Source organism: Streptomyces sp. NPDC030021 (assembly GCF_055574035.1).
The window spans coordinates 43,022-58,148 of record NZ_JBVIAH010000023.1 but is presented as its reverse complement, the minus strand read 5'-3'; the positions used below and the strand labels follow the sequence as shown (position 1 = coordinate 58,148).

The 15,127-nt window shown below is 71.1% G+C and carries 15 protein-coding genes; 7 read left to right on the top strand and 8 right to left on the bottom strand.

The window, feature by feature from the left end; translation table 11 throughout:
* Positions 1 to 49: 49 nt before the first annotated feature.
* From ACZ4YL_RS33980 to ACZ4YL_RS33945, 8 genes are all read right to left on the bottom strand, one after another.
* Positions 50 to 925: an IS5 family transposase gene (locus tag ACZ4YL_RS33980; RefSeq protein ID WP_468121656.1), complete on the bottom strand. Its 876-nt coding sequence runs from the start codon at positions 923 to 925 to the stop codon at positions 50 to 52.
* A 41-nt stretch (positions 926 to 966) separates the two neighbouring features.
* On the bottom strand, positions 967 to 1,572 hold the full coding sequence (locus ACZ4YL_RS33975) for a hypothetical protein (RefSeq protein ID WP_468121655.1): 606 nt from the start codon (positions 1,570 to 1,572) through the stop codon (positions 967 to 969).
* Positions 1,569 to 1,868, bottom strand: a complete 300-nt coding sequence (locus ACZ4YL_RS33970; RefSeq protein ID WP_468121654.1) for a hypothetical protein — start codon at positions 1,866 to 1,868, stop codon at positions 1,569 to 1,571. Before ACZ4YL_RS33970 ends, ACZ4YL_RS33975 begins: the two co-directional genes overlap by 4 nt.
* 249 nt (positions 1,869 to 2,117) lie before the next feature.
* Positions 2,118 to 3,167: an MBL fold metallo-hydrolase gene (locus ACZ4YL_RS33965; RefSeq protein WP_468121653.1), complete on the bottom strand. Its 1,050-nt coding sequence runs from the start codon at positions 3,165 to 3,167 to the stop codon at positions 2,118 to 2,120.
* A 119-nt stretch (positions 3,168 to 3,286) separates the two neighbouring features.
* Positions 3,287 to 4,546, bottom strand: coding sequence for an MFS transporter (locus ACZ4YL_RS33960; protein ID WP_468121652.1), 1,260 nt, complete (start codon positions 4,544 to 4,546; stop codon positions 3,287 to 3,289).
* A gap of 72 nt (positions 4,547 to 4,618) precedes the next feature.
* Positions 4,619 to 5,377 carry a GntR family transcriptional regulator gene (locus tag ACZ4YL_RS33955; protein ID WP_468121651.1) on the bottom strand — a complete coding sequence of 253 codons (759 nt, stop codon included), beginning with the start codon at positions 5,375 to 5,377 and terminating at the stop codon, positions 4,619 to 4,621.
* Between the two features lie 284 nt (positions 5,378 to 5,661).
* Positions 5,662 to 6,561, bottom strand: coding sequence for a hypothetical protein (locus ACZ4YL_RS33950; protein WP_468121650.1), 900 nt, complete (start codon positions 6,559 to 6,561; stop codon positions 5,662 to 5,664).
* Positions 6,558 to 7,571, bottom strand: a complete 1,014-nt coding sequence (locus ACZ4YL_RS33945; RefSeq protein ID WP_468121649.1) for an SPFH domain-containing protein — start codon at positions 7,569 to 7,571, stop codon at positions 6,558 to 6,560. The genes ACZ4YL_RS33950 and ACZ4YL_RS33945 overlap by 4 nt, the downstream gene beginning before the upstream one ends.
* A gap of 495 nt (positions 7,572 to 8,066) precedes the next feature.
* Here ACZ4YL_RS33945 and ACZ4YL_RS33940 point away from each other — a divergent pair, with 495 nt between their 5' ends.
* From ACZ4YL_RS33940 to ACZ4YL_RS33910, 7 genes are all read left to right on the top strand, one after another.
* Positions 8,067 to 9,479, top strand: a complete 1,413-nt coding sequence (locus ACZ4YL_RS33940) for a lamin tail domain-containing protein (protein ID WP_468121648.1) — start codon at positions 8,067 to 8,069, stop codon at positions 9,477 to 9,479.
* A gap of 353 nt (positions 9,480 to 9,832) precedes the next feature.
* Positions 9,833 to 10,069: a hypothetical protein gene (locus ACZ4YL_RS33935; RefSeq protein WP_468121647.1), complete on the top strand. Its 237-nt coding sequence runs from the start codon at positions 9,833 to 9,835 to the stop codon at positions 10,067 to 10,069.
* A 312-nt stretch (positions 10,070 to 10,381) separates the two neighbouring features.
* A complete protein-coding gene (locus ACZ4YL_RS33930; protein WP_468121646.1) occupies positions 10,382 to 11,029 on the top strand; it encodes a serine/threonine-protein kinase in 648 nt (215 codons plus the stop codon).
* A 179-nt stretch (positions 11,030 to 11,208) separates the two neighbouring features.
* Positions 11,209 to 11,871: an isochorismatase family protein gene (locus ACZ4YL_RS33925; protein WP_468121645.1), complete on the top strand. Its 663-nt coding sequence runs from the start codon at positions 11,209 to 11,211 to the stop codon at positions 11,869 to 11,871.
* Positions 11,868 to 12,773 carry an acetylglutamate kinase gene (gene argB / locus ACZ4YL_RS33920; protein ID WP_468121644.1) on the top strand — a complete coding sequence of 302 codons (906 nt, stop codon included), beginning with the start codon at positions 11,868 to 11,870 and terminating at the stop codon, positions 12,771 to 12,773. Before ACZ4YL_RS33925 ends, argB begins: the two co-directional genes overlap by 4 nt.
* A 212-nt stretch (positions 12,774 to 12,985) precedes the next feature.
* Positions 12,986 to 14,383: a lysine N(6)-hydroxylase/L-ornithine N(5)-oxygenase family protein gene (locus tag ACZ4YL_RS33915; protein ID WP_468121643.1), complete on the top strand. Its 1,398-nt coding sequence runs from the start codon at positions 12,986 to 12,988 to the stop codon at positions 14,381 to 14,383.
* Positions 14,384 to 14,801: 418 nt separating this feature from the next.
* A complete protein-coding gene (locus tag ACZ4YL_RS33910) occupies positions 14,802 to 15,008 on the top strand; it encodes an MbtH family protein (protein ID WP_030386649.1) in 207 nt (68 codons plus the stop codon).
* Positions 15,009 to 15,127: the final 119 nt, after the last annotated feature.

Genomic DNA, 15,127 nt, shown 5'->3' with positions numbered 1-15,127 from the left:
GCACCTCCATGCCTGCGGGCTGGTTTTGGACGCGCTTGATGTGTGCTGGTCACAGCCATTCGCCGATGGCCGCTATGAGGACGGTCGCCTCATAGCGGACCGCTAGCTTGTCGTATCGCATGGCGACGGCGCGGTACCTCTTGAGGCGGTTGATCCCACACTCGACCGCGTGGCGCTCACGGTAGTCGACCGGGTCGAACTTCGGCGGCCGGCCGCCGCGGGAGCCGCGCTGTTTGCGGTGGCGCGCCTGGTCGACCTTGTCCGGGATGGTGCAGCGGATCCCTCGGCGACGCAGGTAAGCGCGGTTCTTGCGGGAGGCGTACGCCTTATCAGCACGCACCCGATCGGGGCGGACGCGCGGCCGGCCCGGCCCGATGCGGGGCACGCGGACCTTCCTCAGCACGGGTTCGAACTGCGGCGAGTCGCCGCGCTGCCCGGCCGTTACCACGATCGACATGGGCTTCTGGCCCTGCTCGACGGTCAGGTGCACCTTGGTGGTGAACCCGCCACGAGAGCGTCCCAGTCCATGATCACGGGGCTCGGTGAAGACACCACCCGGCGGTTCCTTCTGAAGGTCACCCTGCTTCCGGGCTCCAGCCGCGTGCTGATGGGCGCGGCACACCGTGGAATCGGCGCTCAGATCCCACACGATCGCGCCCTTCGCATCGGCCAGGGACTGGAGCCGGCTGAAGACCCGGTGCCAGGTGCCGTTTCGCTGCCATCGGCGGAACAAGTCGTAGATCCTGCCCCACGGGCCGTACTCGACGGGCACGTCCCGCCACGGAACGCCCGTTCGGACCCGGAACCGTATGCCGTCGATCAACTGCCGCCGGGGCCAGACAGGCGGCCGCCCCGCCTTCGTCCCCATCGGCAACAACGGCTCCAACACCGCCCACTGTTCATCAGTGAGATCACCCCGCCCCATGAATGAAGATCATTCATGGGGCAAGATCCACTTTTACAGCACTAGGTAGCGGCTTTGGTGCCGGGGTCGACGGGCCGCTTGTAGTACCGCCACGGGAACCATCCCGCGCCGACCGGAATCCATCCTTCTGATTCCATCCGCCGGTGCCGCGCGAGGGAGGGGAGCGTGACCCGGCAGTGCTCCCAGGGGTGGCCGGACGCCTCCACCTCGTGGAAGAAGGGGCCGTAGCCGACCATGTGCCAGCCGTCGCGGCCGGCTTCCTCCAGGGCGGCCATCTCGTTGAACGCGGTCAACCCGCTGAGCGTGCGGCGCTTCGGGGCGTTCGGCGCCCCGGTGGACGGTGCCGACGGGGCCGCGCCCGCGGCCTTGCCCGAGAAGCGCTGCTGGGCGGCCTGGCGGCTCACCCCCAGGACCCGGCCCACCGTGTCCCAGCTGTGGCCAGCGGCCCTGGCGCCCTGGACGGCCTCGCGCAGCAGCCTGCTCGCCTCCTCGGCACCGACGCGCGAGGCGTCCACCAGGCGCAGGTAGCCGTGGGCGTCGTGTTCGAGCGACTCGGCCAGCCCTTCGGGGGCTCCGAGTACGGCTGCGGCGATCCCTTCCCGGATCCGGTCCATCTCCACCGGGTGGAGCAGTGGTTCGTCGCTCATCGGCGCAGTCCGGCAAGGGGTTCGAGGGCGTCGAGGACCGCCTCGTCGCGGCGCGCCCGCTCGGCGGAGTGGGCCGCCGCCCGGGCGGCCAGGCCGGCCGTGCAGGCGATGAGTGCGAGGCCCACGACGATCAGGGCGACGGTGGCGAAGGTGCCGAGCCGGTCGCCGAACATCACCGTCACGGCCGGCAGACTCACGGCGAGCGGCAGCACGGCGGCCATGGGTGCGGTGGATGCGGTCGACGCGGTGGCAGGGAAGGGGTCCCGGCGCCGGACCTTCGAATTCAAGATCAACATGCGTCAAGGAAACCTTGACGCGGCCAACTTGTCAAGAACTCCTTGACGCCCGCGTCCCGCATCACGGCGCCCACCGGCCGCACGCGGGCGCGGGCCGCATGACGAACCGGGTTGATGCGGGGCCGGGAGGCGGCGGGCGCGGAGGGCGGGTGGTCCGGGAGGTGGAAGTGGCGTCGAGGAGGCGGCCCGGCAGTCGGTCCGCCCGGTGGGGACACCTCCGACGGGAGACCCGTACCCCGCGCACTGCCGTTACCGGGGCGGCGTGGGGTTCCGGAGTGTGGGCCGGGACCAGGGCGCGTCGGCGTCGTCGGCCGGCTCCGGGCGGAGGCCGAGCTCACGGAGCTGGTTGAGCGCCATCATGGCGGTGAACATCTCGTTCGGGTTCGCGCCGCCCGCCCCGAGTTCGGCGATGGCCTGCGCCAAGCGGGTGGTGAACACGCTCGGCCGGATCCGCCCGCTCCCGCCGGTCAGCCCGAGTACCGCCTCCTGCAGGGCGGTGGCCTGCGCCAGCAGCCCGTCCAGATAGCGCACCGCCTCGGGGCCACGGCGCACGGCGAAGGTGTGCCCGTCGGTGAGGACCGCGGCTTCCTCCTGCTCGAAGAGGCCGGCGACGGCGCCGAGCGCGGTCTGGATCTTGAGCTGGTCGGCGTCGACCATCGCACCACAGGGGCCGTTGCCCTCGTCGGAGAGGTGGAGGACGCCGCAGTCCCTCAGGTGCACGATCACGTGCCCGGCGCAGTGGCCCTGGCTGCGCAGCACCCGGACCGCGTCGTCGGCGAAGGTCCAGCCGGTGAACCGCAGCGAGCCGATCCGGATCCGCTCCCGCGGCCGTTCCTCGTAGGTCCGGGTCGCCGCGGCGAAGGGCCGCATCGGCGCGAAGAGCGACACCACCTCGGCTGCCAGTTCGGGCGCCGGTAGCGGCGCCGCCCAGGCGATGCGCTCGAAGGACCGCACCCAGTAGGACTCCGGGTCCCGCATCTGGTCCAGGTCGGGGGCGGGTACATAGTGCTCGACGGGCACGCCCAGCTCGTCGGCCAGGTCGTTGTTGCCGACGTGGTCGGGATGACCGTGCGTGGTCAGCAGCAGCGCCCGGGACCAGGGCCCGACGCGGTCCGCTGCCGCCCGCAACGCCGCGCGGAAGGCCGGGGTGACGCCGGTGTCGACGAGCACCAGGGTGTCGCCGGCCCGGTGCACCAGGGCGTTGGCGACGTCGGGCTGATCGTGCGCGAGATCCAGCTCCTGGCCGAGGACGAGCACGGTCCTGTCGTCGATCTCGATCAGGTCGCCGAGCGCGGTCATGGGTCCTCCCGCCGTCTGGCCGGGGGCGGCCGGAGCCGCTGCTCCAGGCTGCCGAGAACTCCAGTCTCCCGCCGTCGGGCGTACGCCGCACGAGCGCCCGGCGCGACCGCGCCTGTGCCTCAGCGCGCGAACTCGGGGGTCTTCTCCGTGGGTAGTGTCCGCAGCGTGCGAAGCGGTGACAGGAAGTTCGGAAGGGCGCTCAGCGTCATACCGGCTGCACCGATGCACAACGTGCCTGTTGCTCCGAACACAGAGCCCGAGGCTCCACCCAAAAGCCCACCGAGAGGGATGCCACCACAGGAAACGAATCGAGCTGTTGCGCTCGTACGACCCAGAAGCCGATCGGGCGTCAGGGCCTGTTGGAAGCTTGACTGAGCCACCACGCGAACGACTCCGCCCAGCGAAAGAGCCGCGAGTCCGATCGCAGCCGCGTACACACTCCAACCCGTTCGCGCCAACGGCATGAGGAGGGTCAACGGACAGGTGACCAGTGGCGCGAGCCAGATGACCGGACCTTGGCCGACCCACTTCGAGAGCCTGGTTGCCGACAGTGCACCCAGCAAGGCACCGCAACCCATTCCCGACAGAATGAGGCCGATGCCGAAGGGCTGGAGACCCGTCTCCCGCTCCAGAAAGACCAGCAACATGGTTTGATACATGACCAGGAAGAGGTTGAATATCGCATCCGCCAACACGATTGCACGTAAGGTGGGGCATTTGACAAGGAACTTCAATCCCTCCTTGATCTCCCGACCCAATTGAGGGTGCTCACTCGGCTCCGGCTTCCGTTCGCGTTTCCGGATGGTGCTCGCGAGCAGCGCCGACGCAGCCATCCCGGCCGAACTCATCAAAAACGTCGCAGGGGATCCGACCAGGCCGACCAGCGGCCCGGCCACCGCCGGCCCACTGATACTGGCCGCCGAGCGTATTGCCGACAGTTTTGAGTTCCCTTCCACGAGATTGCCGCGCCCCACCAAGTGCGGGAGATAGCTGACGTACGCGACATCGAAGAAGACAGTCAACACTCCATGAACCAAGGCGACTGCATAGAGCCACCAGATGGTGAGAAGGCCTGCCCACCACGCCACTGGTATCGCCAAAAGAACCAGCGCGCGGGCGAGATCAGTGCCGACCATCACCGATCGCTTCCGCATCCGGTCCACCCAGGCGCCTGCCGGCAGCCCGACCAGGAGCGATCCTGCCGTGGTCACCGCAGTCAGCAATCCGATCTGGAACTCGTCCGCACGCAATGCCGCGATGGCGGCCAGAGGCAGGGCCAGAAAGATGATGCGGTCGCCGAGTTGACCGAGGGCAGTGGCGGCGAACAATCGCCCGAAGTCCCGATCACGCAAGAGGCCGGACCGGGAGGATTTCGACATTCCAATACCCTACTGTCGCATTTCCGATGTCTCGATGTCTCGATGTCTCGATGTCTCTGATGCCTTCAACGATTACGGGAGGTCGACTCCGAACTCGTAGACCACTTCTCGGCGCACATCCGGAATGACCATGTCGGCCGTTTCCACCGGACGTCCGTCCGTGTCGAAGATGGTCCGCTCGATCTGGAGCACGAGGTCCCCCACGCTGATCCCCAGAAGGTTCGCCTGGACCTGGGTGGCACGAGCCGGGCGTGGCACCTCGACCACGGTCGAGATGACCACACCGATGGAGCGCATGCGCTCAGCCACCCCCTTTCCCGCCAGGGGACCCCTCTCGGGCAGCACGATCGGCGTTCCATCCGTGATGGCCATCGGCTCCCAGGATTCGGAAAGCTGGACGGGTTGCCCGTCGGCGAGGAACTCGTAATGCGTGGTGACGCAGAGGTTCCCGGGGCTGATGGCGAGCCGCTCGGCGATCGCCTCGGGGGCGGGGACGCGCACCTGGCTGTGTGAATCCCAGGCGTCGGCCCTGCCCCGCTCCTTCCTGTCCGGCCAGGGGCGGGAGCCTTCCCTGCGTTCGCGGTGTCGCGAGCGGACCAGCCGCAGGCGCTCTCGCGGCATGCGGACGTAGGTGCCTGAGCCGGCACGTCCTTCGAGGAGACCGTCGGTGATCAAACGGTCCATGGCCCTCTGCATGACGTTGCGTCCGACCCCGTACTCCACGGCGAGCCGTGCCCGGGACGGCAGGCGCTCCCCGATCTCCCACTCTCCCACGAGAATCCGTGCGCGCAGCACGTCGGCCACTGCGAGGTACGGCGCATCTCGGGGCATGGGCGATCCTCCGGCTGTCCTGCATTCGGTAGTCCCGCACTCGGTCGTCCTGCACTGCGGCAGCTGGTCGTTCCCAGGGGGCGTTGGCAAGTTAGCGCACCAGACGAAAGCTGCTGGAGTAGAAATACGCCCGGCGCTCATGCACCTACGGGGGTTCCCGGCACCGTGGCCCCGATCGCCCGCCACGGAGCAGGACCGGGCACAGTTGCCGCAGCCGCAGGAACCTCGTGGCGCGTCGTCCCCCTGTGGGTCTGCGGTGGCGACAGCCGGTCGGGCAGGGCCGCTCACGTCACCAGGCGCAGCGACGTTCCCGCGATGCCCAGCCGTACGCTCTGACCCCAGGTCAGCTCCAGGGCGTCGCTCTCCATTCCGTCGCCGAAGACCACGATCCGGTCCGACTCCACGGTCAGCCGCAGCTCCTGCCCCCGCCCCAGCTCACCGGCGACCTTCGTCGTTCCGGTCGTTGGGGACGGCCAGGCCTCGCGCACGAACCACAGGAGCCGCCGGTCGCTGGGGGTGGGCAGCCCCGCGTGGCTGCCGCGCTCCAGCCACACGGAACGCAGCCAGCCGGTGGCGCCCGTGCCGGTGCCCACCAGCACCCCGGAGGACGCCTGGGCCTCGCCCGGGCCCTTGTCGCCGTCGGAGCCCAGGCGGTAGCGGGCCGTCTGGTGACCGGGCGAGCCCAGGTAGATCTCGTTCAGCGCGAGAAGGCGCTGGGTGTCGTCGGCGACGGCCTCGACCATGGTCAGCTCCTCTGCCCGGCTGCCGGCGGCGGTCGCGGCACGCAGCAGGGCGGCCGTGTCGGCGCAGCGGTGCCGGACCAGGACCCCCGGATTGCGCCCCGGGTCGGTGTCGATGCCCACCACCGGCTGTCCGCGCAGATATTTCGCGGTGTTGGCGACCAGGCCGTCCTGGCCGACCACGACCACCACGTCCTCCGGGGCGAACAGGAAGCGGTCCAGGTCGGCCCGCTCCACCCGGGAGCTGCGCCAGGTGAGCGGCACCGCCGCCGCCACCTCCCGCAGCGCCTGCCGCGTGCGCTCGTGGCGGCGGACCACCTCGTCGATCGACCGGCCGCGGCTGGAGAGGAAGAACGCGGCCTGCCCGTGCGTCCCGTGCCGGGCGAGCAGTTCCTCGTACTCGGTCCTGCGGTGCACGAGCACCGCCCGCGGGGCCAGGCTCACTCGCCCGCGCCGCTTTCCGGACGTCCGAGCCTGGTGAGGAGCCCGGTGAGGACGTCGGGAGAGAGTGTGATGCTCTCGATCCGCGGCAGGTTCTCCGCCAGCCGGGTCACCGCCAGGGCGTGCAGCGTGCCCGGGGCGGCTTCCTCGTGCACGCGCAGCCAGGCAGCCTGAGCCTCGGCGCGCGCCGCGCCGGTCTCGCGCGCCGCCTCGGCGTCCGCGCGGGCCAGGCGGACCTTGCGGGCCGCCTCGGTCTCGGTGCGTACGCCGTCCGCCGCCGCCTTCTCCTCCGCTTCGCGGCGGGCGTTGATGCCGCGCTGGTCGATCAGCTGCGCCTCGCGCCTGGCCAGTTCGATCTGACTGGCCAGCTCGTTCTCGGCGATGGCACGCTCACGCTCGACGGCGACGGCCCGCCGTTCATAGGTGGCACGGTCCGCCTCCTGCTGGATCTGCTCGCGGGCCGGGGTGCGCAGGGCGCGTTCCACCTCGGCCTCGGGGCGGATCGCCACGACCCGCACGGCCACGACATCGATGCCGGTGGCCGGGAGCCTGGGCTCTGCGGCGAGACCGGCGGCGACCCGCCCCCGCACGGAGGCGACACCGTCCACCAGGGCGACGGCCAGCGGAGTCCGGGCCAGTACGTCCAGCGTGTGCTGCTGCGCGGTCTCGGTGAGGAGGGTGGCGATCTGCTCCAACGGGGCGCCTCGCCAGCTCCCGGTGTCCGGATCGACGGAGAAGTCGAGTCGGTCCGCGGCCTCGGCCGGGTCGCTGATCCGGTAGGTGACGGTGGCCTGCACGGCGACGTCCTGGAAGTCGGACGTACGGGCGTGGAACGCCATGGCCAGCTCCCGGTCGTCGACCGGCACTTCGGAAAGCGCCGCCGACAGCGACCGGTACCAGAAACTGAGCCCCCGCCCGTCGTGGACGAGCCGGCCGCGCTTGTGGTGGCGGATGTGAGCGGTGGGCGCGGAGCGCAGATGACGCCAGCCGAAGCGCCGGGTGATGTCGGCCATGGCGAACCCCCTTCATTTCGTCAATGCGACGATAACGAGCCGCGTCCATATCGTCAAGAGGACGAAAAGAGGGTTTCGGGGGCGCTGCCCCGGCCGCAACGGAAGCCGCCCGAACGGGTCCTCGGCCTGCGGGGCGGCCTGCAGGGCGGGCCACAGGATGGCCTGCGCGACGGCCTGCGCCCGAGCGGTCCGCTGGTCCGTGCGTCCGCGCCGGCCCCGCTCGCAGATCGTGCCGGGCGCACCGGAAACTCGCCGCCCTCCCACGTCCGTCCCACGCAGCCTGGGACCGATTCACCCAAGGACCTCCTCTGCACCCTGATCAAGGCCCGCCGCACCGGCCCCGAACCGCTCTCCGGGACCGTCCGGGGGGACCCCGTTCTACGAGCTACCCACGCTGTTCGCGGCGTGTTCAGCCTGCGGCCGCCGCTGTGCCCCACGCTTCGCCGGGAGCGCGGGCGCACTCGCCCGCCCACCGGATGAGACGAGGACCGGCCGTTGCGTACGAACTGGCGTAGAGAAGCCCACATCATCGCCGTCGCCCTGACGGTGCTGGCCGTCGGCCTGTCCGGTGCGCCGGCCTCGGCGCAGGCGCAGCCGACGGTGCGGATCAACGAGGTCGAGTCGAGCGGCGGCAGCCCCGGTGACTGGATCGAGCTCGTCAACACCGGGACCACCGCGGTCGACATCTCGAAGTGGGTCGTCAAGGACAACGACAACTCCCACTCCTACAAGGTCGCCAGGAACACGTCGCTGGCCCCGGGTGCCTTCCTCGCGCTGGACGTCGAGACGTCGTTCGGCCTGGGCAGCTCCGACTCCGCGCGGCTGTTCACTGCGGACGGCACCACCCTCGTCGACTCCTCCACTTGGACCGACCACGCGACCACCACCTACGGCCGCTGCCCGGACGGCACCGGCGCCTTCACCACGACGACCGCCGCGACCAAGGGCACGGCCAACGCCTGCGGCACCTCCGGCGGCGGCCAGCCCACCCACGGACCCTGGCCCGGCAACTCCGCGGTCGCCCTTGCGGACGCCTCCAACGTGTTCGGGGAAAACCTCAGCGGCCTGTCCTTCGAGAGCGCCGGCGTGCTCTGGGCGGTGAACAACGGGCCCGGCAAGCTCTACCGGCTCGTACCCAACGGCACGACATGGCGTCCCGACCCGGCCGGCGGCTGGGCAACGGGCAAGGCCCTGCACTACGCGAACGGCAGCGGCGACCCCGACGCCGAGGGCGTCGTCGCCACCCCCGACGGCCTGTTCGTCGCCACCGAACGCGACAACGGCAACGGCTCCACCAGCCTGCCGAAGATCCTCCGCTTCGACACCGCCTCCAGCTCCTCCTCCCTGAACGCGACCGCCGAGTGGAACCTCACCTCCGACCTGCCCTCCCTGCCGGCCAATGCCGGACCCGAGGGCATCTCGTGGGTGCCCGACTCGTTCCTGACCGCGCACGGCTTCCGTGACGAGCACACCGGCGCCGTGTACGACCCGGCCTCCTACCCGGGGCACGGCAGCGGCCTGTTCTTCACCGGCGTCGAGGACAACGGCACCGTCTACGCCTACGCCCTGAACCTGTCCGGCGGCGGCTACACCCGCGTCGCCGCCATCGCGAGCGGCTTCACCGGCGTGATGGACCTGGAGTTCGAGCCCGCCACCGGCCACCTGTGGGCGGCCTGCGACGACACCTGCCAGGGCCAGACCTCGACCCTCGACATCGACGCCCAGGGCAAGTTCACCGCCACCGCCGTCCACGACCGGCCCACCGGCATGCCCAACTACAACAACGAGGGCTTCGCCATCGCCCCCCAGTCCACCTGCACCGCCGGCCAGAAGCCGGTCCTGTGGTCCGACGACGGCAACGACGGTGGCCACGCGCTGCGCGCCGGCACCCTGAACTGCACCCCCTGACACCGGCTCCCGGCCCTGACGCGCCTGTGCCCCGGCGGATGACCGCCGGGGCACAGTGCTCAGGAAGCGGGGGGCTTTCCGGAGTCACCCCTGCCACCCTGGAACCCGGGGCTCGACGACCTGGTTCACCGCCGGGCCCCAACGGCGCTTCGCGGCCGCCCACTCACCGATCCACCCGCAGTGCACGGCCGACCGCCACCCTGTGGCCGCGTCGGCGCCGGCGGCACCACCCGCCGGAACGGTGCTGAGGCGCGGCGCCTTGAGAACGCGTACTCAACGGATTCACGATGCCCGAGGACGAGTGCACCGGCAGACTGTCCCCGCGCAATACACCCTCGCTCCAGAGGAGCCCCGTGACGCTGACCTACGAAGAACTGGCCTGGGCAGCAGCCCTCATGTTCGCCTGCGTGATCGGCGCGCTCCTCCTCTGCGGAATCACCATCATCATCACCGTGGCCCTCGCTGCCACGATGAAAAAACACACGAAAACACCACGGCAACGGACCTCGCGCCGGCAGTCGACCGCGAAGAGGTTCCGGCGCTCCCCCGACACGAGGTCGAGGAGGACGAGCCCGCCCTCGAAGGAGTAGCCACTGCGGCCGTCCGGTGCGTGCGTCGGTCCGCCGCTCCTTGGACGCGCTGCTCCGTCCGCGAGGTCACCGGCGCCTGCCGCGAGGCCACTCGATTCGGTGACGTCTTTCCTCAGCCGACGGCAGCCCACCTCGTTGCGGTGCTCGGGGCGTTGCCCGCCGGCAGGTACCCGGACGGCGTCGGCGGGCGTCGTCGCGGGTATCCCGATCGATGTCGGCCGACCATGCCCCGGGAATCCCACGACTGCGGTCGCATATCTCCCCTTGCACTTCACAATTAGGTTAGGTTTACCTAAGAATGGGGGTTCGGGGATGCAGGACAACGCGCGAGACCGAGCGCAGCAGGACGAGTGGGCCGACGAAGTGCTGGCCTGGATGAGCTCCCAGGAGGAAATGGACCGGGCACTGCGCGACGCACTGCGCCGCACGCCCAGTCAGCGGGAGGAAACGATCGCCCGGATGGCGGACGCCCTCCGCGGTGCGGCCCAGGGACTGACCATCCCGGGGTGCGCGGCGGCGGCCGGCGTTCCCGAGCGCATCCTGTGCGAGTGGCTGGAGATCGACGCCAGCTTCGCCGCGGCGCTCCGCGCCGCGCACGCACTGGCCGAGGCGCACGGGCTGAGACCGGGGGCGACGCCCACCCCGGCCGCGTTACAGCTGATGCTGAACGCGATCCGCAAAGGGGCGGCCTGGCCGGCCGCGGCGACCCTCGTGGGCATCTCCGTACGCGGGTTCAACCGCCTGCGCGCCGAGGCGCCGCCGGTGGGGGCCCTGATCGCGGCGGCCCAGCGGGCGCGCTCGTTACAGGCCGGCGCGGGCCGGCGACGCAGACCCCCCAAGGCGGCGAGCCGCCGGGTCGGGTACCGGATCGTGCAGCTCGACGACCCGCTCCTGTCGCCGGACAGCCAACCCGACGCTTCTGCGGGCGGGTTGAGCGACCGCGCCACGCGCCGGGACTGAGCACCCGCTCACACGAGGACCGAATTCGGAGGGCGCCGCTCACTCCCCCTACGAGATAGTTAGGTTAGGCTCAGTTAAGTTGGAGATGAGGGTCGGGGCACACTCCGCCCCTCATCGAGCTCCGCGCGCCCGTTCACCACCGGCGCTCCGCGCAGCGCCGGTGACAAGGAGATCCAGCCGTGGGCCCTGTGACCATCGATCCGTATCCCATGCCCACCCAGGACCTTGCGCCGCACTCCGTGGCGCCTTGGTCCGTCGACCCCGACCGGGCCGCTCTGCTGGTCCACAACATGCAGAACCATCTGCTCCGGCCCTTCCCCCGCGATCGTTCACCCCTCGTGGACCTGATCGGCAACATCACCGACCTGCGCAGGTCCGCACGGCGGCTCGGCCTCCCGGTCGTCTTCAGCACCGTACCGGCGGGCGAGCGCCCCGAACAGCGGGGCCTCGCGGCCGAGATGGAGACCGAACCGGTGGCGGCGGACCGCGACGGGTCGATCACCGCGGAGCTGACCCCGCGCCGGGGAGAGCACGTGATCGCCAACACGCGGCACAACGCCTTCCTGCGCAGCCACCTGGAGCGCATCCTGCGCACCACGGGCCGGGACCAGTTGATCCTGTGCGGTGTGTTCGCCCACTCCGGCGTGCTGCTCACCGCGGCGGACGCGTTCATGAACGATATCCAGCCATTCGTCGTCGCCGACGCGGTGGCGGACACCTCCGCGGAGGAGCACGCGCTCGCCCTGCGCTGGACGGCCGCGCGGGGCGCCGTCGTCCACACCACCACGGCCCTCATCGACGAACTGGAAGCCCGAATGACGACCGCACACCCCACCCCATGAGCGGACAGGCGGCGCCGCGGGCGCGCACGTTCATCGAGGCCCTGCCACGGCTGGAGCGGTTCCAAGGACGCACGGTCGTGGTCAAGTTCGGCGGCAACGCCATGGTGAACGAGGAGCTCAAGGCGGCCTTCGCCCGGGACGTGGTGTCCTTGCGCTGCGCGGGGCTCCGGCCGGTCGTCGTGCACGGCGGCGGCCCCCAGATCAGCGCGATGCTCGAACAGCTCGCGCTGGAGGTCCGGTTCGCGGCGGGACTGCGGGTGACGACCCCCGCGGTGATGGACGTCGTCCGCATGGTGCTGGCCGGACAGGTCCAACGGGACATCGTCGGCCTGATCAACCGTCACGGAGCCTTCGCCGTGGGGATGACCGGCGAGGACGCCCGTACCCTGTCCGCCGTCCGGCGGCCGGCCGTGGTGGACGGCGCCGAGGTGGACATCGGCCTGGTGGGCGACATCGTGCACGTCGACCCCGACACCGTACGGGGGCTGCTGGAGCGCGGCCGCATCCCGGTGATCTCCCCCATCGCCCGGGGAGCGCACGACGACAACGTCTACAACATCAACGCGGACCTCGCGGCCGCCGCCCTCGCCGAGGCGCTGGACGCCGAGAAGCTGGTGATGCTCACCGACGTCGCGGGCCTCTACGCGGACTGGCCGCACAGCACGGAGATCATCGGCAGGCTCACGGCCGGCGAACTGGCGGAGCTGCTGCCCTCGATGGCAGGCGGCATGGCGCCCAAGATGGAGGGCTGCCTGCGTGCGGTGCGCTCCGGGGTACGGATGGCGCACGTACTGGACGGCAGGGTTCCGCACGCCCTGGTCCTGGAGGTCTTTGCCGACGTGCTCGCCGGCACCACGGTGGTGCCCGACGGCCCGCCGGACGAGGAGCACCTCCTCCACTGAACCGGGGGAGGGCCGACCTGCCCCGGCCCTCCCCCGCCACACCCCGGAGCCGCTACGGCCCCGGGGCCTTCCGTGTGCCCAACTCCGGTCACCACGAGCCGGGTTGGTGCGGTTCGAGACAGTCGCGGGTCCAACTTGACAGCTTCCGACCCGTCAGAGATGTTAGGCCAGCCTTACCTAAACGCACAGGGTAGGACCGAGGAAGGATGGGCATGTCCGCACCGCACGCGAGCTCCACACCCGGGGACGCTCTCCCGGACATCAGGGACCTGGTGGGCATCGGCTTCGGGCCGGCCAACCTGGCCCTGGCGATAGCGATCCGGGAGCACAACGGCCGACGCGCCCCCGGCGAGGCGATCCGGGCCTCGTTCATCGAGCGCCAGGACGACTTCGGATGGCACCAGGGCATGCTCCTCGAAGGGGCCACCATGCAGGTCTCCTTCCTGAAGGACCTGGTGACGATGCGCAATCCCGGGAGCTCCTTCAGCTTCCTGCACTACCTGCAGGACCGGGACCGGCTGGCCGACTTCATCAACCAGAAGTCCTTCTTCCCCACCCGCCTCGAATTCCACGACTACTTCCGCTGGTGCGCCGCTTCCTTCGGCGGGCTGGTCGACTACGCCACCGAGGCCGTCGAGGTACGCCCGGCAGGTCCGGCAGGCGCCGCGGACCAGCTGGACGTCATCACCCGGCCCGCCTCCGGGACGGGGCCGCAGCACGCCACCCGCACCCGCAACCTCGTACTCGGGACCGGGCTGCGCCCCCGCGTCCCGGACGGGATCAGGACCGGCCCGCACATCTGGCACAACCGCGACCTGCTGCACCGCGCACCGGGACTGACGGCCCGTCCGCATCGCCGGTTCGTCGTCGTCGGGGCCGGACAGTCCGCCGCCGAGACCGCCGACCACCTGCACCGCACCTTCCCGGACGCCGAGGTCTGCGCCGTGTTCACCCGGTACGGGTACAGCCCGGCCGACGACAGCCCGTTCGCCAACCGGATCTTCGACCCGGCCGCCGTCGACGAGTTCTTCGGCGCCCCGGAGGAGGTCAAGCAGCAGCTCATCGGCTACCACGCCAACACCAACTACGCGGTGGTGGACGGTGATCTGATCGAGCAGCTGTACCGGACCGTCTACCGGGAGAAGGTCGCCGGCACCGAACGGCTGCGCATCCTGAACGCGACCGCCCTGACCACCGTGGAGGAACTCCCCGACGGGGCACGGGCCGTGGTGCGCTCCCTCACCACGGGAGAGACCCTCACCCTCGACTGCGACGCGGTGGTGCTGGCCACCGGATACCGGCCCACCGAGCCGGCCGAGCTGCTCGGCGACCTGGCCGGGGAGTGCCTCACGGACGGGCAGGGCAGGCTGCGCGTGGGCCGCGACCACCGGGTGGAGACCACGGACCGCGTCCGGGCCGGCATCTACGTCCAGGGCGCCGCCGCCGAGCACACCCACGGCATCACCGCCTCCCTGCTGTCCACGCTGGCCGTGCGCTCGGGCGAGATCTGCGACTCCCTGCTGCTGCGCGTCGCCGAGCGCGAGATGCGGGCCGCGCGGGCGACCAGGGCGGCGGCCGCCGCCGAGGGCGTCCCCGCCCACCGGGGCTGAGCGGCCGTGCCGCGCGCGCATCCCCCGGCGGCGGCCGGGGCGGCCGGACTCACTGCGGCGCAGGCTCACATCCTGGCGGCCGTGTCCCCGGGCCGCTGGTCGACCTACGGCCGTTCGAGACGGAGCTGGACTTCGGCGGAATCCGCGGCCGGGTCGTCAGCCTTGCCTCGGGTCCGGTCGACGACCCGTCGGTGTCCGCCGCGGCGGCCCCCGACGGGCCGCTGCGCCTGGACTTCGACGTGAACCCTGCGCTCTACGAGGAGGCCGAACCGGCCCGGTTCGCAGGCCTGTTCACCGAGGACCTGGCGGCGCTCTGCCGCGCCCCCGACGTACCGGTCGCCACCCTGCAGGCCTCCCCGTCCACCCCCGGTCCCCTACCCGAACCGACCGTCCCGGTCAGCACCCAAGGAGAGACACCATGGCCACCAACCCCTTCGAGGACGACGACGCCCGGTACTTCGTGCTCGTGAACGCCGAGAACCAGCACTCGCTCTGGCCCGCCTTCGCGGAGGTGCCCGCGGGCTGGACCGTCGTGCACGGCGAGGACAGCCGGGAGGGCTGCGCCGCGTACACGGAGACGCACTGGACCGACATGCGGCCCGCCAGCCTGGTCGCCCGGAGCTGATCCCGGGGGCCGCCCGGCCCCCGCGGTCCCGCGCGCGGGGCCGGATCGGAGCACGCCCTCCGATCCGGCCCCGGTCGTGAGCGGAGCGTACGGCTCACGGCCTCCGGGAGAGCACCTCC